Below are 20,386 nucleotides of genomic sequence, written 5' to 3'. Positions count from 1 at the left end.
TTTTGAAATTCTCTTCAATATGATCGGATTTGGAAGTTGGACTGAAACGTTTGACGGGATTTCCATCCTTATCAATCAAAAATTTCGTGAAATGCCACCTACAATCATTAGAGAGTACTCCGCTGTTTAAATGCCTTAACAGCACCTGTTGACCAAAGTGCCCAAAGCACCAAGACAGGCTGAAAGAACAGCCGAATCAATCGCGCACGATCTGTGTCAAGTCCAAAGGCATCAATGCTATTTGTATATTGGGCCACATTGCCTGGAAATATCAGTATGAAAAAAACACCTAAGGCTATACCAACCAAAACCCGTCTTTTCCTCCAAAAAAGCATTCCTATCCCCAGAGCAAATTCCACAATACCCGATAATAGCACCACCAGGTCTTTACTTAAAGGGATCCAGGTCGGAACCTGTGCCTGGAATTCCTCCCGTTGAAAGGTTAGGTGGCCAATAGCGGCCAATACCATAAACGAACCCAAAATGATTCGTAGCGCATGCTGTAAAAAAGTGGTTTTTACATAATTATCCATCCTTGTCTGCAGAGTTATTGGTTTGGTTTTATCATATATCGTACACGACATAAATTGGCGAAAGGTTTAATTTCAAAACATCTTTCTTAATATTTCCTTAAAAATTGCTTATCTCAGCTTTGGTAAAAGCGTTTGACTTCGATTTTTTTCATTCAAAAAGCCACTTGTATTCGCCTTCTTTTCGCTTGTATGCCTTCCAGAGCGATGGGGTATGATTAGACTGAGGTGTTCTGCTAGGTACGGTTTTGTCTTGCCGAAGTCTACGAATCAAACCCAAAATGCCCAATGAGGGATTGTTGGATAAAAAGCTCACCGTGCCTCCGTCTTTTACATTTCCTAAAAACATGTCATAGCTGTTCATATCATAAAAATATCCCAAATGTTTTATCCTACCGATTAAGGACATGTTTTGCTTAAGATTTGCTTCTACCAGACTAAATGGCATTTCTGCTTGCAGAATCAGCTGTTTGAATTCAGCTTCTTCGGGTAACGTCCTTACTGTGACAACGTCAAGATCAACAGTGACCGGAAACAGTGTGATAGTCTGCAATGGCGTTTTGGATGCTCCTACATCCAAAACCTTACTTTCATACCCGACATGCGAAATTTTTATTTTCGTGTGGGGTTTTACGGGAATTTCAAAATAGCCTTCTGTACCACTGGTGGTTTGCTGCTGGGGGCCCAAAAGGTGAGCGCCGTTTATTGGCTGAAGAGTCGTGGCATCGAGCAACCTGCCACTATAAGTAAAAGTGTCTTCTTGCGCATTGGATGACCTATAAATAAACAATAAAACCAATATGAATTGCCAAATTAAGCAGAAGTTAAACGTCATGATTAAGATTGTTGGAATGGAGGAACTAAATTTAGGCCTGAGTACTTAAAAAAAATAGATTTTAACTTTCGTTAACGGGGTATTTAACAATTTATAAGTTTGTTAACCAAATTTTAACAAAATAAAAATGGGTATAGAAAAGCATCAAATTTAAAAGGTTGTTGAAATTATGAAAAGCTCTGTTGGGTTTATTAGCGAGATTTTGATTGTATAGACCACGTTTTACAGCCGAATTGTCTAACTTGTACTGTAATTTACCTAAACCTATTTACATGAAAAAGCTGTTATCACTTTTCCCTGCGCTGTTGCTACTCGTTAGTGTACATGCCCAAACTTGGTCTACCCTTAAACCACCTACCGAATGCACTGCGAGGCATGAATGTGCAGCTGCCGCCGTGGGCGACAAACTTTATTTAATGGGGGGGAGGGGAATGAAACCTGTTGAAGCTTATGACCCAGCCACCAACACATGGGAAACAAAATCGATGGCACCCTTGGAAATGCACCATTATCAGGCCGTACCCTATCAGGATAAAATATACGTTATTGGCGCCTTTACAGGAGGATATCCGCATGAGACTCCGATACCTCATGTTTATATTTACGATCCCGAGAATGACGAGTGGACCAAAAGCCATGAAATTCCTGAGAACAGAAGGAGAGGAGCCGCTGGTGTAGTTGTGCATAACGATAAATTTTATGTAGTGGGTGGCATCGAGGACGGACATTGGGCAGATAATAGGGATTATTTGGATGAATATGATCCTAAGACAGGCGAGTGGCAAACCTTGCCTAGCTTGCCCCGAGTTCGTGACCACTTTCAAGCTGTTGTGGTAGATGACAAGCTGTATGCAGTAGGCGGCAGGAAATCCTTTGCGAAAGAAGGACACACCTTTGAACTCACCTATGGAGAAGTGGACGTATATGATTTTAGTCAGAAAAAATGGGAAACACTTGGTAGTCCGGATGACCTCCCAACCCAACGGGCGGGAAGCTCTACCGTGGCATATGAAAACGGATTTATCGTAGTTGGTGGAGAAAGCATCAATCAAGTAGCAGCCCATGCAAACGTTGAATATTACGAACCGGGCAAAGCTTGGAAGAAGATCGCACCCTTGCAGCGTGGGCGTCACGGCATGCAGGTAGTGCCCATTGCCGGGAAATTTTATGTAGCTGCCGGCTGCGGAAATCGAGGCGGCAACCCTGAACTTACCAGTATAGAAGTTTTAAAATAATTAGCAACCCTTAACAACGTCGACGGGAGATTTAAGATTAATATAGTATATGGTCAAAGGAACACATAATGCAGTGACTGATTCCCGAAATGCGGATATTAAAATTTGGATAAATGGAGAGTTGTTTCCAAGGGAGGAAGCGAAGATTTCTGTGTTTGACAGTGGTTACTTGGTCGGCGACGGTGTATGGGAGGCGTTCCGCTATCATGCGGGAAAGATGCTTTTTTTAGACAAACACTTGAATCGGTTATGGCAGTCGGCTAAAGTCATAGGCATGCATCTTCCCTTTAGCCAAGAAGACCTAAAGGGAAATATTCAGGAAACCTTGGATACCAATCAGATGCAGGATCATGTTCATGTCAGGGTAATGGTCACCCGCGGCATCAAAAAAACCCCCTCCCAAGATCCCCGTTTCACCATCTCCGGACCGAATGTCGTCATCGTCGCAGAACACAAGCAAGCTTCTGTTGAGAACAAAAACCGTGGCATTAGCTTGTGGACGAGTACTATCCGCAGGGGTTCACCGGATTATTTGGATCCCAGGCTCAACTGCCACAGTAAACTCCACGAGGTTCAGGCGCTGATACAGGCTATAGAAGCAGGAGCCGACGAGGCGCTGATGTTGGATGTGAACGGCTTCGTATCCACCTGCAATTCCACAAATTTTTTTATCGTAAAGGGTAAGGAATTGTGGACCTCTACCGGGCAATATTGCATGAATGGGATCACCAGAGGTCATGTGATTGAATTGTGTGAGAGGTATGACGTGATCTGCCGTCAAAAAGACTTCTCACTTTTTGATGTTTATGGCGCAGATGAAGCATTTGTGACTGGAACTTTTGGAGGGCTCACACCCGTGATAAAAATTGATGGCAAGATTATCGGGGAGGGGTCCTTTGGGCCTGTTACCCGACAGCTTAGTGATTGGTACGATTCCCTGATTCAGGAGGAAATAGAGAGTGAGGAAAATAATGGGAACAGGTAAAACAAAGCGGATCTTTTTATGGTCGGGTCCAAGAAATATCTCCACTGCCCTGATGTATGCGTTTGCACAACGATCCGATACGAAGGTTTATGACGAACCCCTTTATGGGTATTATTTGAGTCATACAGAAGCAAAAGAATACCACCCGGGATCGAAAGAGATTCTAGAAACCATGGAGCATGATGGGGATAAGGTAGTAAAGATGATGCTAACAACTACGGAAAAACCTATAGTATTTTTCAAAAACATGTGCCACCATCTGCTGGATCTAGACAGAAGTTTTATGGCGCAGGGAGAAAACGTCATTCTGACGAGAGAACCTGTTGAGATGCTTTCGTCTTTTGGGGAAGTGATAGACAATCCTCAAATGCACGATGTGGGCTATAAATCCCAAGTTGATCTAATGCATGATCTAATAAGTAGGGGGATTCCGGTAACGGTGGTAGATTCCAAAACCATTCTGATGGACCCTAGTCGGCAGTTGGAGTCGCTCTGTCATAAATTGGGGATTTCCTTCTCTCCGGAAATGCTTTCATGGTCAGCAGGGGCGCGGGAGGAAGACGGTATTTGGGCACCTTACTGGTATTCCAATGTTCATCGTTCCACCGGATTTGCTCCCTACAAACCGAAAGAAAGACCCTTTCCTGAGAAGTTACGGAGTCTTCTTGATGATTGTCAGCCTTTTTATGAGGAGTTGATGAAATTTAGTCTGTAGCGTATATCCTGCCTTTTAAGATAAAGGACGACTTCAATCCCTTGTACTTTGATTCTACACCATTAGTGGTAGATATTTCGCACCCTTGGTGATAGTGAAGGTTGAGTTTAGAGGTAAACAAACCAAAGCCCCGGATCCATCCGAGGCTTTTTAAGTCAACTCATTTGCGGAAATTGACCCGTCTTTAATTTTTATCCATACGGTAACCGATAAGGTATTTCTCCTTATTTTCTGGAGCCCTCTTTAAATAGGCATCATAGTGGTCAATTGTCATTAAGTTTACCTGAAAATAATGCTTACCGTAATTAACGGCATTCTTCTCCAATTTACTTACAAACAATTGGGCGAAATCAGTATGGCTGTAGTTATTCAAATCCATATTTGCAATTCTTTTACCATCTATCCAAACTCCATACATGTCAGCGTCTTTATACGTATAATTGTTCGGAAAATACCTATGAAAAAGCGACTAAATATCACGGTCAAGGAAGACCTGATCCGGAAAATGAAAAAATACGCAGATCTTCAAGAGACCAGTATCTCTAGTCTGATAGAGGAACATTTTGAGGAATTGTTAAGGCACCCTTCCAAGTTTCCCAAAGAAATGTCTCTAGTGGAATTTGTGAAAACACTTCCAAAATCCAAGGTTGATTTCCCAACCGATTTTGATTTTAAAAAGGAATATTATAAAGTAAAATCAGTAGAATATGACGAACAGAATCCTGTTTGATGCCAATGTTCTCTTAGATTTTTTTCTAGATAGGCCAGCAATTCCAACCCATGCCCAACAAAAAATTTAAATCCATTCATCGCCGGTCTTCCACCCATCAAGGACGGTTTGTTCATATTTTTTCAAATAGAGATTTTTGGTTTACAGTCCTCGTTTTAAATCTTAAATCCCTAGAACCAGTGATTTGGTGATGGAGTGATCTAATGATTTAGTTTAAAATAGGTAAATAACTACTTTTTCAATATTCAATGTCCCACCTTTCATACTTGAATCTAAATCATCTTTCCTATAATTCTAGTTTCTAATTAAAAATCCTAAATCTCAAATCTGAAATCCTAAATCTAAAATCCCAAATCAAACACATTTTCGATCACCACATCACAGATCACTTCACCTGCTTTCTTCGCTCCATAAGCTCTCTCCATGTAGTCAAAATGATGCCTTCGTCAACAAGAAATTGCTGAAACTTGGGATCCATCATAGCCAGCATGTCCCCTTTCCGTAGGGAAGCACTTGGAGAAATTAGCTCAAAATGCGGAGTTGAATTTGTTGCATGGAGAATGATTTGCGTCACACCCGGTTGCAGCATGCGGACTGTTTCAATAAATTTTTCTGTTTTGTATGCCTGGATTTTATCGTCGTTACCTTCGATGGATGGATCTATTTTCCAGCTATAGCTGTCAGTATGTAGATCGTCGAGTACAGGTAGACCCGCATCCCAAAGTGTTTTCCCGATCGCTTGCAACTGCTCAACATTCAATGTGGACGAATTACTTTCCTGCTGTATCCAGGTAGCATGACCTCCGGGAAACATCACAGGTATTTGATATTCCATTCCCAGTTGGAGGTATTTTTTCAAAAATGCCTCACTGGCGAAAAGGGTGCCCATGTGTGAATCTAAATGAGTTGGTTGAAATCCCATGGCGATGAATTTGTCCACCTGTGCCTTGATCTCAGCATAAAGTTCCTCAGGATCTCCGTGTGTAACCACATCCCGAACGGCTGGCCATAAGTAGCCGTGGGGGTCTACCAAAGTTGGTGTTGCCAGGCCGCCAGAAACAGGCGCCCAGCGATAACCTTTCCATTCTGATGTTAACGTGAGGTGCACTCCAGCGTCGGTGTCAGGATTTTCTTTTAGGTAGGAAAAGTAATCGGGAACCCACGAACAGGGCATCATGACCGAGCAGGAATTGGCAGCCCCTTGATCCATGGATAAGATGGTCCCTTCGTTTGCTTCGTAGGACATGCCCGCATCGTCAACGTGAAAAATAATGACCTTGGCATCTTTGGGGTAACCCAGTTTTTCAGCGTAAGTTTGGGAGAAACTGTTTTGGCTAATCAGCAAAAATGCCACTAAATAATAAAATCCAAAAGATGTTTTTTTCATGTCAATTTTTAATTTAATTTTGATTGATTCTCTCTATATTGTCTTATAATTACGTTAAAAAAGACAAATGGACTATGGCTCATTGCGGAAAATATCAGTCGGTGCTAATTAGCAAAAGTAGGTAAATCTCCGCCGGAATTTAGGTCGTTTTTGGAGCAGGGTAATAATGTTTCATTTGCTTTCTAACGCTTAAGAACATAATTTTAGCAAAAGTTTATCCTCCAAGTCGAGGAAAGTCCAAAAATCCCCGCCGATTCAGGTTCTCTCTAGAAATAATACAACTATATACGAATGGAAAATATTGAAGATTCTAATGAAGGAAGAAAAATTAAAGGAATATTGTATCTTCCCCAACATGCCAAATCCCTTGCATTAGATGATCTGCTTAAAGACATTGAAGGAGAAATCCGCTATTACGATCCGGAAAAGGTAGATGACGAGAATCTGAATTTTAAGTTTCTTCTACCTATGGGAGAAGCCGCCAAAGAGCGTGAGTTGGATTTTGTTCTAGGTTTCGACAACGCCTTGGAAAGGATGATTATAGGCTATCTCAACGGAGAAGGTAAATTTCTGGTACTTAATGCGCACCAACAGGCGGCATTAATGGTAGACCATTTTCTGACTGCCAATGGTCCCGATGAAGCCAAGGAAAAGACTGTTATAAAAGGAAATATTCTTTCCCAACAAATAGATAAGATTGTCATCAGAAATGAAGGCAGATATAGGGAATCCCATGTGGGATATATTCCCCTCAAAGTTGCTTTGGAAAAGGAACAAGAAAGCGGATTGACAGCATTGGCCTGTGACGATAGAAATCATATTCTATTTAACACGGATCCAGAGGAAAATACAAAGGCCTGTATCTTGTTTGTTTTGGATATGGTAACCCGACTCGTCAAAAGGGAGTCAAGTATCTATTTTCACCATGTAGACCTACAGATAATGTATAAGCTCTATGGGGAAAAGACCTTTAATATTTCTTCTGAGGGGCAAAACAAAAAGGTTTTTGACCGGTTTCGTCTCAAAGCTCCCTCGGACAGCATCAATGAAGAGCTCGTGACTATTTCAGATTACAAGAAGGAGCTTTTTCAGAATAAACTAACGGGTCGTAAAGGACCTCCTGAACTTGGGCCCATGGATCTGGTACAGCTGGAGTTTACCAGCGGACTCAAGATTAGCGTTGAGTTGGCGGATGGAGGAAGTAAGCTGTTTCTACATTTGAGTGATTTTAGTGACTGCTACAACCGTGCTTCATTCCCTGATGCGCGTAAAAACATTCATGACAGGCTATTAAAAGTAGTAGTGTCCTTGGGTAAGATGGTTATCAATTTAAACAATTGATTTAGTCTATAGGCTTGCTAGCTGTAAACGTCATTCTCCCCAACAGTTCAATCTGTTGGGGATTTTTTATGAAATGGTTGTAGGGCATTTGATTTTAATTGTGGCATATCATTTTTTAAAATGATAATTTCTTGTTGGGGAAAAATAGGAAGGAGTTTGTATATTTATTCCGTTAACTCAAATATATTGTCTAAACCCAATTCCTATGAATAAATACTCAGTGTTTCCTTTGGCTATATTTTTTCTCCTATTTACCTATGGGGGATTTGCACAACATGGCGACTATAAAGCTCCAGCTTTGGAAAATCCCGATGCCTGGTCACTGGTATTGATTCCGGACACTCAATCCTACATGAAATTCAAACGCAATCAGCCTATATTGGACTTAATGCTCAATTGGGTGGATGAGCATATCGATCCCTTGAATGTGAAGTTGGTTGTACAGGTAGGAGACTTGGTAGAACAAAACGGACTTGTAAACCCCGACGGAGTTGCTGCAAATCAGACTGGAACACAACAATGGGAGGCGGTTTCTGGCTCATTTTCCATTTTGGATAAGAATGTTCCCGTAATCGCCACTACCGGAAATCATGATTTCGGAATAGTCAATGTAGAAAACCGACAAACTTCCTATAACGATTATTTCCCGATTGGAAAAAATCACCATAATCAAAAAATGATTCGGGATGTGGCGTTGGATGAGACGGGTATGCCTACGCTTATCAATGCCACCTATGAGTTTATTTCTCCTGAAGGCAGGAAGTTTTTAGTAATGGTGCTAGAATTTGCACCAAGGGAGGCAAGCTTAAACTGGGCCATTCAGACGGTCAATAAGGAGGAATATCAAGATCACACGGTAATTCTCTTGGCACATTCATACCTTAACCGGAACAGTGAGCATATTGAAACAGAAGGATATCCCCTTTCCGACAGTAATTATGGGAAGGCTATTTGGGAAAAACTGGTACAACCTTCGAAGAACATTCAGATGGTTTTTTCCGGTCATATCGGAGCACCCAATGATAAGTCAGGTCACGTTGGGTTCCGTACAGATTCCAATGCAGCCGGTAAAAAAGTCCATCAAATGACCTTCAATGCACAAGCGCTAGGGGGAGGCTGGCACGGCAATGGCGGTGATGGTTGGCTAAGATGGTTGGAGTTTCAGGGGAATTCCGTTTTGGTTAAGACTTATTCACCTCTGTTCGCAATCTCACCCAACACGAGGCATTTGGCATGGGGAACTGACGAGTTTGCTACTTTTTCCTTCGAGTTGGATTAAGCGATAATTGATTTCTTTACTAGCGGTACATTACAGAGAGAGACTGACATAATATTATTTATTCTTTCCTGTAGCATTAGGTAAGGTTTTTGCGTCTTCTTTTTTGAAAGCTAAACCAATTATTATTGCCATGTGGAAAACCTTTACCCCTGTCCTGTTGACAGCGGGATTGCTAGTGCTATCCTGTGACCAGTTGGAAGATAAACCCCAACTTCTAGAATCTTTGGCACACAGCCAATGGGAAGTGACGGGGTATTTACCGCCAGCAACCCCCGAACCAAAGGTAAGTCCTGTACCTTATCAGTTGACTTTTATCAACGATTCTACGTTTATTCTTCAATTGGACATCAATCGCCTGGTAGGAAAATATTCAGCCACTCAAGGCGGTGATTTCTCGGTTAGGGAAATCAAACGGACCGACAACTGTTGTGACAGTGAGTATGCGCTTCAGATGGCTGAGATCGTTCAGGGCGCAAATGTGTTCCAGTCAACGAAAGAGGGAATTGCACTTCAGGGTTCTGGAGAAGTATTTTTAAAGAAAAAAATAACTGTGAATCCATGAGAAAATATATCGGATTGATTTTAATAAGTATGGCCATCCTCCAATTTTCGTGTACGGAGGAGGATGAAATCATCCGTTGTGATGCCCAGCCTAATATCAGCGAATCACTTTATGGAACCACTTCTTCTTCGGTCACGATCACTGGAGCATCCATATTGACCAATTGCCTCGAAATTCGATTTTCATATACCGGATGTACTGACGTAGCCACTTACGACTTAGCGGTGTCGGAAATTGTTTCCGACACCTATCCTCCCAACAGAGCCATGCGTATAGTATTGTCCGAAGAAGGAAATTGCAGCATCACCCAAAGCCAAACCTATAGAGTTGATTTGACCATTCTTCAGGTCGAAGATACCAGTAGGCTTAATTTAGAACTTGAAGGTTGGGGTGAGCCCTTGGTCTACGGTTATTAATTGCTTATTTTCGAACGGACAATATAACCCGTTTGAGTGTGAAGAATCCTTTTAAAAAATTCACGTGGCTTAATGAGCCAGGTTTCTGGAAAGAAGAAGCAGGTGAACTGATAATAAAATCAGACGAAAAAACAGACTTTTGGAGAAAAACCCACTATGGGTTTACCCGGGACAGCGGCCATTTTTTTTACCGGAAAGTTAAAGGAGACTTTGTTGTCAAGGTCAAAGTGACAGGCAACTATACCGATCTTTATGATCAAGCTGGACTTATGATTCGACAGGATGAGAATCATTGGATCAAAACTGGAATTGAATGGGTCGATGGCGTGCAGCAGGTAAGTGCGGTAGTTACCCGGGAATTTTCAGACTGGTCGGTCAGGCCTTGGCCGGAAAACCCTCCCTCCATTTGGCTTAAGGTGAAGCGCAAGGGGGATTTTGTAGAGGTGGAGTATGGAAAGGTAGACAGTAGTTTTCAACTGCTTCGTCTGGCTTATTTTCCACCCTCGGATGAAGTTCAGATTGGGATAATGGCTGCCGCTCCCGATGGTGCCGGATTTGTGGCGAAGTTCAGTGATTTTACTTTTGAAAAAATCACTGTGTAGAAGTGTAATAAAAGAAAGTACTTATCAAGGTTCTTAATGGGTAGAAAGTCTCTCGCTTGTTTAAAATAGTAATGATTTTGATCTGTGAAGGGTCGACAACCTTCCACAGATCAAAATTAAGTTAATACCCCGTGATGGTTTTCATCAGATTGAAAAACCCTCTTTTGCGGTCAGAGTTAATGCCCCAATCTACCGGCACACTTTGATACCCCTCTTCAAAGCCTTCGTCTTTCATCCGGAAATCAAAATATCCCCAAGAAGCATAAGCCGATACGGCAGCGATAAAATTATTCCAATCCTTATCGAAATCAAAGTGGTCGTCTTCATTAAAAATAATCGGCATGGGGGTATATCCTTGCACGGCCCTCGTGTCTTTTACCATAATAGGTATGCGGTCAGGATCTTTAACACCATTGCCGTGGAGAAGTAGGTAATCTGCGGACTGAACCACGTTTGGCAAGGGGATAAATCCACCCCCATAGCTGGTACTTACGTAGAAGCGGTGCCCATCTTTTTCTATTCCTTTGGCCAGTTCAATCAGTTCATGTACCCGCTCAGGTTTAAGGATGTCGTGGTCATAGCGAACGTTGCTTTCATTGTTGATTTCAATTAACACGTTCCGGTAGTTTTTGGAATGGAGCCAATTTGTCGCATTGGTCACTGCGCGAATCACCGCTGTTTCATCAAGTAGCCGTTCATCCTGGCCGAAATAAAAAAATCCCACCATGGGCACCATGCCCAGTTCGTCCGCTTTGTCCAAGATACGTTCCAGCCTATACATGTAGGCAGGTATGAGTTCTCCGTTTTCGGTAAAAGCAGAATTGTGCCAAGGTTGTTCTTTGGAATACCCCTCCGGACTTCCTCCCTGCAGATTAATGGTAAATGACAGCATGCCGTGACTCTTCCATTCTTCCATATGGCGGACAAACTCGTCTGTATTGCGATCGGCATCCCACTTTCCAGTATCATTATATTTCCATCGACTGACAGTTTTAGGGTTCATGTCGTCAAAGATGCCCTGCACCATCCTGGAATTCATCAGCAACCCCTCGATAGGATGTTTTTTCCACTTTCGCTTTTCGTAGGTGGGTTTGCCGTTGATGTAGAATTTTTCACCACGGATTTCGACGGTCGTCTTTCGAGTTTGCTGTGAAAAGCCTTCAACGCAAATGCATAAAATAAGAAAGAGACAACAAAGGGTAGTTGTTTTCATAGTAGAATTGGGTTTAATGATTTTGGGGGTCGGAAGCGTCCACGGTTTTTAGGCCGTGGACGAGTTATTAAACAGTTTTGGGGTCAGGGTGCTGGTATGGTGCCCGGTAAGGCCTTCGAAGTAGCTTAGTGGCTTCCTCGTCACCGACTACTATCATCTGTTTGGGATCATAGACTAAGGCTCTACCGAGATCCATCGACATATTGGCTAGAATGCAACTTGCTGTAGATATATGTCCCTGTTCTACATCGGCAACAGGCAATCCTCCCTTTTCAATGGCTTCGAGGAAGTTAATCATTTGCCGTCTAGTCGCAGGGGCGGCATGCAGCTCCATACCGTCCTCTGTGAGATCCTCAGGATATTCTTCCCGTTCGAAAAGAGCAGTCTGGGTTATTGGCTCGCCTTCTCCCTGTGGGACAAATTCATATTTCATTACGGACGCTTTCAGGGTACCTTTATCTCCATAAATCTTATAGGCCCAAGGGTACTCGGGATCTTGAGGAGTTCCCCAGCTCCTGTGGGTCCAGACGCAATCCAATTCATCATAAGAAAATGTCGCCGTTTGGGTATCGGGAGTGGTGGAAATGCCTCCTTTTTGAACATATATACCTCCGGTGGCATAAACCTGCTTTGGCCAGCCCAGGTCGAGCATCCAGCGGACGGCATCGAACATGTGCACGCACATATCTCCAGGGATACCATTGCTGTATTCCATCAGCGTACGCCAAATCCTACGGTGTGGAAGTCCCCTGTAAGGTAGCTTGGGACCAGGACCTACCCATCGGTCATAGTCAAAGAAATCCGGGACAGGTTCAACCTCAGGATTGCCGTTGTATCTCATGTGGTAATAGCAACACATTTCCACGTGGGAAATTTTCCCCAACATACCGGTGTCTATAATTTCCTTTTTAGCATCTACAAGATGGGGAGTGCTGCGTCGTTGGGTCCCGATTTGGACTACACGTTTGTATTTCCGGGCAGCAGCAAGTATAGCTTCGCCCTCAATCACATCTACGGAAATGGGTTTTTGCAGGTACACGTGATTTCCTGCCTTGATAGCATCGATGGCGTGAAGGGCATGCCAGTGGTCCGGGCTGCCTACCAGTACAATATCTAATTTGTTTTCTCTAAGTAACTCTTGATGATCGTTGTAGGTCTTAGGTTTCTTACCGGATTTTTGGCGGGTGCTGATCAGTTCAGCGGCTTGGTCTCGTTGATTTTTGTCCGGGTCAGCTACGGCGATGACTTCTACCGGAGCTACTTGTATCAGACGAAAGAGGTCACTTTTGCCATACCAACCAGTGCCGATCAACGCTACTCGGTAGGGTTCTTTTCGGTCCATCCAGTCCATGCCATGTGCACCAAATGCGGATAGTGCGAACAACGCTGTGCTGCCTTTGATAAAATGCCTGCGGTTAATGGGAGTCTTATTCATTGAACGAGTGAGTTTTCTGGGATATTTGCTGTTGAGTATGTTTTTGGCTTTCAATATAAAGAAATTTTCAAGCAGAACTCCAATTTTCGAGCCGAACCTATGAATGAAGGCCCTTTTTTCTTTCAAACGGGATTTAAAATGGCGTATGTTATAGAGGGGAAAAATTGCTTTCAAGTTGGCCAGTCTGTATTTGGACGCTAGTCAGGAACCGGAAATGATTCAGTCATCATTTAATTTTAAAATAGCATAATGCGATATGGCACGGATATAGGAGAATTGCCGATCTTTTCATATTTTGGGCTATTGATAAGCAAATGTTTATCTTATCTATTATTCATCCATATATCCTAGCCTTGAAAAAAATCAACCGAAATAAATTTTTGAAGCAATCCATTGGCATTGGAGCATCGATGGTCATGCTTCCCCTAGTTGGCTTTCCGTCTAGGAGGGACAATTACTCCCGATCTTTTTCCGGATTATGGGAAAATATGGTCGCTGCCAATGACGAATTTATCCAAGACTTGATGGATCGGGGGGAGGTTGCTAATAGACATGGAGGCAGAAGCAATGGGTATAACTTTGCCAAGCTTGCGGCCGGGTATGCCTGCAAGGATTCGTATTTCTATAAAAACCCCCTTCTTATTGATCTACTAGATAAAACAACTGACAACCTAATAAAAACACAACGCCCTGACGGTACCATCAATGCAGGTAACTTGGAGTCTCCTCCGGATACAGCATTTATCATGGAGCCAGTTTGCGCTGGGGTAGTTATACTGAGCCAGATAGAGGATGTTGCACTTTCTCCACTAATGGAGAAAATCAAGGTCTTCGTAGAAAAAGTAGGAAGGGCTCTGGTAGTTGGAGGGATCCATACCCCCAACCACAGATGGGTACTGTGCCATGCGCTTGCCCGAATTAATCAGCTTTATCCGGATCCATCCTATGTAAGGCGGATAGACGAATGGTTGAGTGAAGGAATCTTTATTGACGAGGACGGGCATTACCCTGAGCGTAGCATGAATTATTCCGATGTGGAAAACAATGCCTTTATCACCATGGGAAGGTTGTTAAACAGACCCGAGCTTTTAGAAGCTCCACGGAAAAGTTTGACTATGACCTATTATTATATGGAACCAAACGGCGACCTGATTACGACGGATTCCAGAAGGCAGGATCAGTATTCCCATAGGAGCATAGTAGGGCAGTATCTCCATTACCGGTTTTTGGCCATCCATGATCAGGATGGCACCTTTGCGCATATTGTCTCTATGATTGAAGGGTTTCCGGGTTTTGATAAGGTTATTGTAAATGAGGCTCTATTCTATTTTATGGAAAACGAAATGCTCATAAAAGATCTTCCTGAACCAACGGCATTGCCAACCACTTTTGAAAAAGTTTTCAAGACCAGTAGTTTGGCCAGAATTCGAAGGGAGGATACTACCGTGACTATTTTTGGAGGAGTGGATTGGCCGCTAATTATAGCCTCGGGGAGGTCAGTAAGTCCAAATTTTTTCAGTTATCGGAAAGGAAACGCAGTATTGAAACACATGCGGATGTCTGCGGGTTTTTTCAGTATGGGCTATTTTCGAAGTCAAGGTCTGCGGAAGGAAGGAAACTCCTACATTTTGCACCAAAAATTAGAAGCGCCGTATTACCAACCTTTACCGGAAGAACTCAGAAATAAGGAAGGGGACTATAATTTGACACCAAGCATTGATGGTAGGTTTTGGAGTAAAATGTCCTTTGATCAGCGTCCTGTGAGTAATGTAAAAACCCTAGATACCGAAATATCTATTACGGAAGATAAGGGGAAAGTAACGCTCGGATTTGAAGTAAATGGGCTGGAAGGTGTGGAAGTAACTATCGAATTTTGTTTTGACGAAGCAGGAACACTCTTAGGGACAATACCTGCCTCTATCGGGGATGACAATTATTTCCTACCTACAGGAAGTGGTTCTTTTGAATGTGGAGGGGATACGATTCATTTTGGTCCTGGTGCAAAGCTACATGAGCGAATAGTCAGGCTTGAGGGGGAGCAGTACAGTGTCCATTTTGGCACCTTGAGAACCAAGGGCAAGCATGTCTACCTAACTGGTATTACACCCTTTGTGCATACGCTAACTTTCGGGTAAATAGATTTATTCCATACAATATTTTTACTTTTCTATTAAAATTACTTTTTTACTCCAAAAGCTATTGCGCATATGGAAATAATTGCTGAAATTCCGATTGTAAAACCTTAAGATATACTATGAAAAAACAATTCCTTTTACCAACCTTAGCCGTTCTAGGCCTTCTTTTCTTTCAGGGTACTAGTAAGAAGACAACCGATTCTGAAAATTCGTTACATGTGATGGAGGCGGATATGCCAGCGAATGTCAAAGCCGTCGTAGATCAAAAATGCTATGGCTGCCACAATGCTGAATCCAAAAATGAGAAAGGAAAGAAAAAATTAGATTGGGATGCCTTTGAGGCCTCCAAACGGTCCAAGCAACTAGCTGCCAAGGGTAAAATTCTTGAAGTATTAGAAAATGGAGACATGCCGCCTGCGAAATTTCTGGAGAATAAGCCGGAAGGTAAGCTAACAGAATCTGAATTGGCTACCTTGATGGAATGGAGTAAAAGCAAGAAAAAATAATTTTGGTAATGAAATGGGGATTATACCTGCTAGGCGGGTTGTCTGTCATATTGATAGGCATTCAATTCGTTCCGAATAATTTGCCAACTGTAGAAACCGCCAATCCCGGAGACATCATAGCGAGCGGAATTGTGAGTGACGATGTAGCTGCGATTTTGAAGACATCATGTTATAGTTGCCACAGCAATGAGTCAATTTATCCTTGGTATTCGTATGTGGCACCATCTTCCTGGCTTGTAGCCAAAGACGTTCGGGAAGGCAGGGAGGAGCTCAATTTCTCCAATTGGCAAGATTATGACATGATGGAAAAGTTGGAAAAATTGGACGATATCACTATTGAAGTAGGTGAAGGAACGATGCCTATGGGTATTTATACCCTAATGCACCCGACTGCTAGTCTAAATGATGTGCAGAGGGAAAAGATCATCGCATGGGCAGAAGATGCTATGGATGTAGTGTTGGAGGAGGAGGACGAAGAAGGTGACGAAGAATAGAATAATTTTAGGCAAAATTTATTCAATTATCTAATCAATCCCAGAGCAAATTAAACAAAGCGGGCGCAATAAAATGCGCCTTTTTTATTGCTTAGGTTTCTTATTTTCGTTTCCCCATACTTTCCACCCGTGTCTTTATATAATTGGATGACAAAGTTAACATAAGGAGAAAATTTTTCCTGAGGCTAACAATGAAGCAAGAAAGGGAATAGCTTTGGTTGATTTGTGGAAGGGAGTTTAATTTTTCTATCTAAAAATTAATTTGATTAAACTAAATTACCCGGGGATTGAGACCAATTCAATTGTAGGTTTTGTTGAAATGCCACAAAATTCTTACATTCAATCTATGAATGACACTTACGTTGGAATTCCCGCCAATTTCATGGTGCTAATTTTTCTGTTACTTGTATCCTGCAGGCAAAATACCCTTGGAGTATTTGAAGAATTTCAGGACATTGGCAATCCCGCATTGCCCGGAAATACGGTCTATGATTCGAAAACGGATTCTTACACGCTCACTGGTTCTGGTTACAATATTTGGTTTGATCGGGACGAATTCTATTTTTTGTACAAGGAAGTTAACGGTGATTTTTCATTGACTGCGGATATGGAGTTGATAGGGTTAGGAGTAGATCCTCACCGAAAAGTAGGAATCATGGTAAGGTCTTCCAAAGCGGCGGATGCAGCACATATGACCGCCACCGTCCATGGCGACGGGTTGACCGTGATGCAGTGGCGAAGGGAGGTTGGCATGGAAATGAGGGATCCTGAAGATGAAATTTTTGCTGAAGATGGGGATTTCCAGACCATTAAGTTGGAAAGAAAAGGAAATGAATATACGATGTGGGCAGCAAAAGCGGGGGGTGATTTGCAGCGAATAGGCTCGCAAATTTTGGAATCTATCCCAGAAGATGCCTTGCTCGGACTTTTCATTTGTTCCCATAATCCAGATGTTTTGGAACAAGCGATATTCTCTCAAGTAAACTTATCGAAAAGTAACAACGTGGGAATTTAATAACCAATTCACAATAAACCCTGCGTTCATGAATCTTAATTTCGCTTTCACACTAGTTATTTTTTTGCTTTCCGAAAGTGTTTATGCCCAGGAAAATGCTCCCTGGAAACGGCATACGATTGACAATACGTCACTGGGTTCTGACGGGTCAAAACTGGCAGACGTGAATGGTGACGGTCGTATGGATTTAATAGTGGGATGGGAGGAGGGTGGAGTTAGCCGCCTATACATTAATCCAAAAGAACCACGGGAGTTTTGGGAGTATATTGAGGTACCTTCGCCCGATGTGGAGGATGCTTTTGCAGTCGATTTGGATGGAGACGGCTTTATGGACTTGGTCACTCTATCGGAGGGAAAGCATCAACGCATTACTATTCACTGGGCTCCGGCCGATTGGGTGTCCTACTATCATTCTGAGCAATGGGTAAGTCAAGACATTCCGGTTACGGTGGGTAGGACACGGTGGATGTTTGGAAGGCCGTATGATATGGATGGAAAAAATGGAATAGACTTGGTGGTAGGTTCAAAAAATCCGAATGGCACATTGGGATGGCTTGAAGCCCCGGAAAATCCCCGAAACATGGAGACATGGAAATACCATGAAATTACCCCCGCAGGTTGGATAATGTCTATCGAGTTACTGGATATGGATAGGGACGGGCTGGAGGATATCCTGATATCTGACCGATATGGTGAACTGCGCGGAGTCAGATGGATCAAGAATCCCGGCCATGGGAAGGATTTGAGGGGCCTTTGGGGAAATCATTTCATTGGGGTGCAGGATGGGGAACCCATGTTCTTGACATTGGCAGATATCCCAGAATGGACATCGGATGGGGTTCCGGGCATAGTAGTACCTGACTTAGTAAAGGGATGGGAGATTTTTTACAGAGAGGAAGGCCGCTGGGTCAATGAATCTATGGCCTACCCTGCGTTTAGCGGAACTAGGGGTAAATCAGTGGCGGTAGCCGATATGAATCAAAACGGCTCCTGGGACCTGGTAGCCTCCTATGAAGGAGCGCTGGATAAATCCGGGGTGTTGTCGGTTGATGGATTCTTGGAAAAGACCCCGAGCTATACCGATATCAGTGGAAATGCAGGTGTCAAGTATGATTTTATCGTCCTTATCGATATAGACGGGGATGGTGATCTAGACGTACTTACCTGCGAAGAGACTGGGGAGGATGGCAGTAAAGAGGGGCTGGGAGTCATCTGGTACGAAAATCCGCTCAAATAATACTTCGGTAAATTTTTCAAAAAAGCAGGATGGAAGAGGGTACGTTTGCTCTAGTAGCAAGTAATATCAGGTAGTGTTCAGGCAATCAAATATCAAATAATAGAAACATATAGCATTTACAATTCATCACATGAGTATGACAAAGGACATTTACCTGGTAGTGAGCGGAGATTTGAGATTGTCGGCAAACCGCACCTGTTGGCAGGCACAGCATGACATGGAGACTGCTTTGAATGAGGTATTGAAGGCCTTGGGTTGGAATGTAATCCGTGGGCACGCTTACGATGATGAGAAGGGACATGGTTTTATTGATTCCCAGCGCATGGGCATTGAAGTATTTAAAAAGCTGGATCCCAGCCTCCCGCTAATTGTGGCAGAGAGTGTCTGGCAGTATACCCACCATGTGCTTCCAGGATTGAGTACCCATATGGGTCCTATCCTCACGCTTGCCAATTGGAGCGGTCAGTGGCCGGGATTGGTAGGTATGCTCAACCTGAACGGTTCGTTAACAAAGGCCGGGGTTAACTATTCCACGATTTGGAGCAAGGATTTCACAGATGGTTTTTTTATGGACAAACTTCGGGAATGGCTGGATACAGGCCATATTACCCACGATCTCAGTCATGTAAAGGCATTCGAGCCTTCCATGATTAATTCGGGTTTGCAGGAAAAAGGAAAAATTTTCGCTCAGAAGTTCAGGGAAAACAAGGCCATTATGGGAGTCTTTGATGAAGGGTGCATGGGTATGTTCAATGCCATTATACCCGATCATCTGTTGCATCCCACCGGCATTTTCAAAGAGCGGTTAAGTCAGTCCACACTTTATGCCGCTATGCGTGAGGTTTCGGATGAGGAGGCAGAAACAATATTGCAATGGCTTCTTGACCAGGGGATGAAGTTTAACTGGGGCACCTCAGAAGATGATCTTACCCGTACCCAAACGCTAGAGCAGTGCAAAATGTACATTGCCGCACTTCGGTTAGCTGATGAGTTTGGATGCGATACCATTGGAATTCAATACCAACAGGGTTTGAAAGACTTGGTTCCTGCCAGTGATTTGACTGAAGGATTGCTAAACAATACCAAAAGGCCCCCGGCATATGACAAAAAAGGAAAAGAACTTTTCCCAGGCAGGGCACTTCCCCATTTCAATGAGGTGGATGAATGCGCCGGTTTGGATAGTTTGATTACCTATAAGCTTTGGGATGAGTTGGGAATGGTCGGTGATAATACGCTGCATGATTTGCGCTGGGGCGAGCATTTTACCGGAGAGGGGCTCGATGATTTTATTTGGGTGCTTCTGATCTCCGGTGCGGCACCACCCTCACATTTTGAAGGTGAATACAGAGGAGCAAGCAGTGAGCGGCAGCCAGCCATGTACTTTAGGTTGGGTGGAGGTAGTCTGAAAGGAGTAAGTAGACCAGGCCACATCGTATGGAGCAGGGTATTTATTATGGATAATGCGCTGCATGCAGATTTGGGTATCGGTGAGGCGGTTTCCCTCCCGGAAGCAGAAACACAGCGACGTTGGGAAATGACTACACCACAATGGCCTATCATGCATGCCAAGCTCGAAGGAGTTTCGCAAAACCAGTTGACAGCCAGACATAAAGCAAACCATATTCATGTAGTATATGCAGACAGTCGTGAGAAAGCGTTGGAAGCCTGTCAGGTTAAAGCCGCTGTGTTCCATGAATTGGGCATCAAAGTTTCTTTCTGCGGTATTTAAAGACT

General features: G+C 43.2%; 21 protein-coding genes. 15 read left to right on the top strand and 6 right to left on the bottom strand.

Features of this window, described 5'->3' with window-relative positions; translation table 11 throughout:
• Window positions 1-107: 107 nt before the first annotated feature.
• Both FQ608_RS09155 and FQ608_RS09150 read right to left on the bottom strand, forming a co-directional pair.
• Complete coding sequence (locus FQ608_RS09155) at window positions 108-533, bottom strand: DoxX family protein (protein WP_158857678.1); 426 nt, start codon at window positions 531-533, stop codon at window positions 108-110.
• Window positions 534-681: 148 nt separating this feature from the next.
• The gene (locus FQ608_RS09150) at window positions 682-1,365 is read right to left on the bottom strand and encodes a carboxypeptidase-like regulatory domain-containing protein (RefSeq protein ID WP_158857676.1); all 684 of its coding nucleotides are present in this window, start codon (window positions 1,363-1,365) and stop codon (window positions 682-684) included.
• 272 nt (window positions 1,366-1,637) lie between these two features.
• Between FQ608_RS09150 and FQ608_RS09145 the strand changes: the two genes are divergently transcribed.
• The 3 genes from FQ608_RS09145 to FQ608_RS09135 are packed head-to-tail and all read left to right on the top strand — an operon-like array spanning window position 1,638 to window position 4,300.
• Window positions 1,638-2,600, top strand: coding sequence for a Kelch repeat-containing protein (locus FQ608_RS09145; RefSeq protein WP_158857674.1), 963 nt, complete (start codon window positions 1,638-1,640; stop codon window positions 2,598-2,600).
• 49 nt (window positions 2,601-2,649) lie between these two features.
• Window positions 2,650-3,585 (top strand): aminotransferase class IV, encoded by a 936-nt coding sequence (locus FQ608_RS09140; RefSeq protein ID WP_158857672.1) that lies wholly within the window; start codon window positions 2,650-2,652, stop codon window positions 3,583-3,585.
• Window positions 3,572-4,300, top strand: a complete 729-nt coding sequence (locus FQ608_RS09135; protein ID WP_234364142.1) for a sulfotransferase-like domain-containing protein — start codon at window positions 3,572-3,574, stop codon at window positions 4,298-4,300. Before FQ608_RS09140 ends, FQ608_RS09135 begins: the two co-directional genes overlap by 14 nt.
• Before the next feature lie 184 nt (window positions 4,301-4,484).
• Here the strand turns inward: FQ608_RS09135 and FQ608_RS09130 are convergent, their stop codons facing one another.
• A complete protein-coding gene (locus tag FQ608_RS09130) occupies window positions 4,485-4,718 on the bottom strand; it encodes a hypothetical protein (RefSeq protein WP_158857670.1) in 234 nt (77 codons plus the stop codon).
• A 39-nt stretch (window positions 4,719-4,757) separates the two neighbouring features.
• Between FQ608_RS09130 and FQ608_RS09125 the strand changes: the two genes are divergently transcribed.
• The gene (locus tag FQ608_RS09125) at window positions 4,758-5,030 is read left to right on the top strand and encodes a DUF6364 family protein (RefSeq protein ID WP_158857668.1); all 273 of its coding nucleotides are present in this window, start codon (window positions 4,758-4,760) and stop codon (window positions 5,028-5,030) included.
• Between the two features lie 385 nt (window positions 5,031-5,415).
• Here the strand turns inward: FQ608_RS09125 and FQ608_RS09120 are convergent, their stop codons facing one another.
• Complete coding sequence (locus FQ608_RS09120) at window positions 5,416-6,417, bottom strand: polysaccharide deacetylase family protein (protein ID WP_158857666.1); 1,002 nt, start codon at window positions 6,415-6,417, stop codon at window positions 5,416-5,418.
• A 291-nt stretch (window positions 6,418-6,708) separates the two neighbouring features.
• On the opposite strand from FQ608_RS09120, the gene FQ608_RS09115 reads away from it, so the two are divergent.
• The 5 genes from FQ608_RS09115 to FQ608_RS09095 all read left to right on the top strand — a co-directional run bounded on the left by FQ608_RS09115 (window position 6,709) and on the right by FQ608_RS09095 (window position 10,617).
• Complete coding sequence (locus FQ608_RS09115; RefSeq protein WP_158857665.1) at window positions 6,709-7,758, top strand: hypothetical protein; 1,050 nt, start codon at window positions 6,709-6,711, stop codon at window positions 7,756-7,758.
• 205 nt (window positions 7,759-7,963) lie between these two features.
• Window positions 7,964-9,037: a metallophosphoesterase gene (locus FQ608_RS09110; RefSeq protein ID WP_158857663.1), complete on the top strand. Its 1,074-nt coding sequence runs from the start codon at window positions 7,964-7,966 to the stop codon at window positions 9,035-9,037.
• Between the two features lie 130 nt (window positions 9,038-9,167).
• Window positions 9,168-9,599 (top strand): META domain-containing protein, encoded by a 432-nt coding sequence (locus FQ608_RS09105; protein WP_158857661.1) that lies wholly within the window; start codon window positions 9,168-9,170, stop codon window positions 9,597-9,599.
• On the top strand, window positions 9,596-10,015 hold the full coding sequence (locus tag FQ608_RS09100) for a hypothetical protein (RefSeq protein WP_158857659.1): 420 nt from the start codon (window positions 9,596-9,598) through the stop codon (window positions 10,013-10,015). The genes FQ608_RS09105 and FQ608_RS09100 overlap by 4 nt, the downstream gene beginning before the upstream one ends.
• Before the next feature lie 38 nt (window positions 10,016-10,053).
• Window positions 10,054-10,617: a DUF1349 domain-containing protein gene (locus FQ608_RS09095; protein ID WP_158857657.1), complete on the top strand. Its 564-nt coding sequence runs from the start codon at window positions 10,054-10,056 to the stop codon at window positions 10,615-10,617.
• 121 nt (window positions 10,618-10,738) lie between these two features.
• Here the strand turns inward: FQ608_RS09095 and FQ608_RS09090 are convergent, their stop codons facing one another.
• On the bottom strand, window positions 10,739-11,830 hold the full coding sequence (locus FQ608_RS09090; RefSeq protein WP_158857655.1) for a hypothetical protein: 1,092 nt from the start codon (window positions 11,828-11,830) through the stop codon (window positions 10,739-10,741).
• Window positions 11,831-11,897: 67 nt separating this feature from the next.
• A complete protein-coding gene (locus FQ608_RS09085) occupies window positions 11,898-13,265 on the bottom strand; it encodes a Gfo/Idh/MocA family protein (RefSeq protein ID WP_158857653.1) in 1,368 nt (455 codons plus the stop codon).
• A 380-nt stretch (window positions 13,266-13,645) separates the two neighbouring features.
• Here FQ608_RS09085 and FQ608_RS09080 point away from each other — a divergent pair, with 380 nt between their 5' ends.
• From FQ608_RS09080 to FQ608_RS09055, 6 genes are all read left to right on the top strand, one after another.
• A complete protein-coding gene (locus FQ608_RS09080; RefSeq protein ID WP_234364141.1) occupies window positions 13,646-15,400 on the top strand; it encodes a hypothetical protein in 1,755 nt (584 codons plus the stop codon).
• A gap of 119 nt (window positions 15,401-15,519) precedes the next feature.
• Window positions 15,520-15,906 carry a heme-binding domain-containing protein gene (locus FQ608_RS09075; RefSeq protein WP_158857651.1) on the top strand — a complete coding sequence of 129 codons (387 nt, stop codon included), beginning with the start codon at window positions 15,520-15,522 and terminating at the stop codon, window positions 15,904-15,906.
• 8 nt (window positions 15,907-15,914) lie between these two features.
• The gene (locus tag FQ608_RS09070) at window positions 15,915-16,400 is read left to right on the top strand and encodes a heme-binding domain-containing protein (RefSeq protein WP_158857650.1); all 486 of its coding nucleotides are present in this window, start codon (window positions 15,915-15,917) and stop codon (window positions 16,398-16,400) included.
• A 346-nt stretch (window positions 16,401-16,746) separates the two neighbouring features.
• A complete protein-coding gene (locus FQ608_RS09065) occupies window positions 16,747-17,415 on the top strand; it encodes a hypothetical protein (protein ID WP_158857648.1) in 669 nt (222 codons plus the stop codon).
• Window positions 17,416-17,443: 28 nt separating this feature from the next.
• Window positions 17,444-18,652: an FG-GAP repeat domain-containing protein gene (locus tag FQ608_RS09060; RefSeq protein ID WP_158857646.1), complete on the top strand. Its 1,209-nt coding sequence runs from the start codon at window positions 17,444-17,446 to the stop codon at window positions 18,650-18,652.
• A 130-nt stretch (window positions 18,653-18,782) separates the two neighbouring features.
• A complete protein-coding gene (locus FQ608_RS09055; RefSeq protein WP_158857644.1) occupies window positions 18,783-20,381 on the top strand; it encodes a fucose isomerase in 1,599 nt (532 codons plus the stop codon).
• Window positions 20,382-20,386: the final 5 nt, after the last annotated feature.

Source organism: Lunatibacter salilacus, assembly GCF_009797935.1.
In the GTDB taxonomy this organism is placed as follows: Bacteria; Bacteroidota; Bacteroidia; order Cytophagales; family Cyclobacteriaceae; genus Lunatibacter; species Lunatibacter salilacus.
This window is presented reverse-complemented; position numbering and strand designations above follow the sequence as displayed.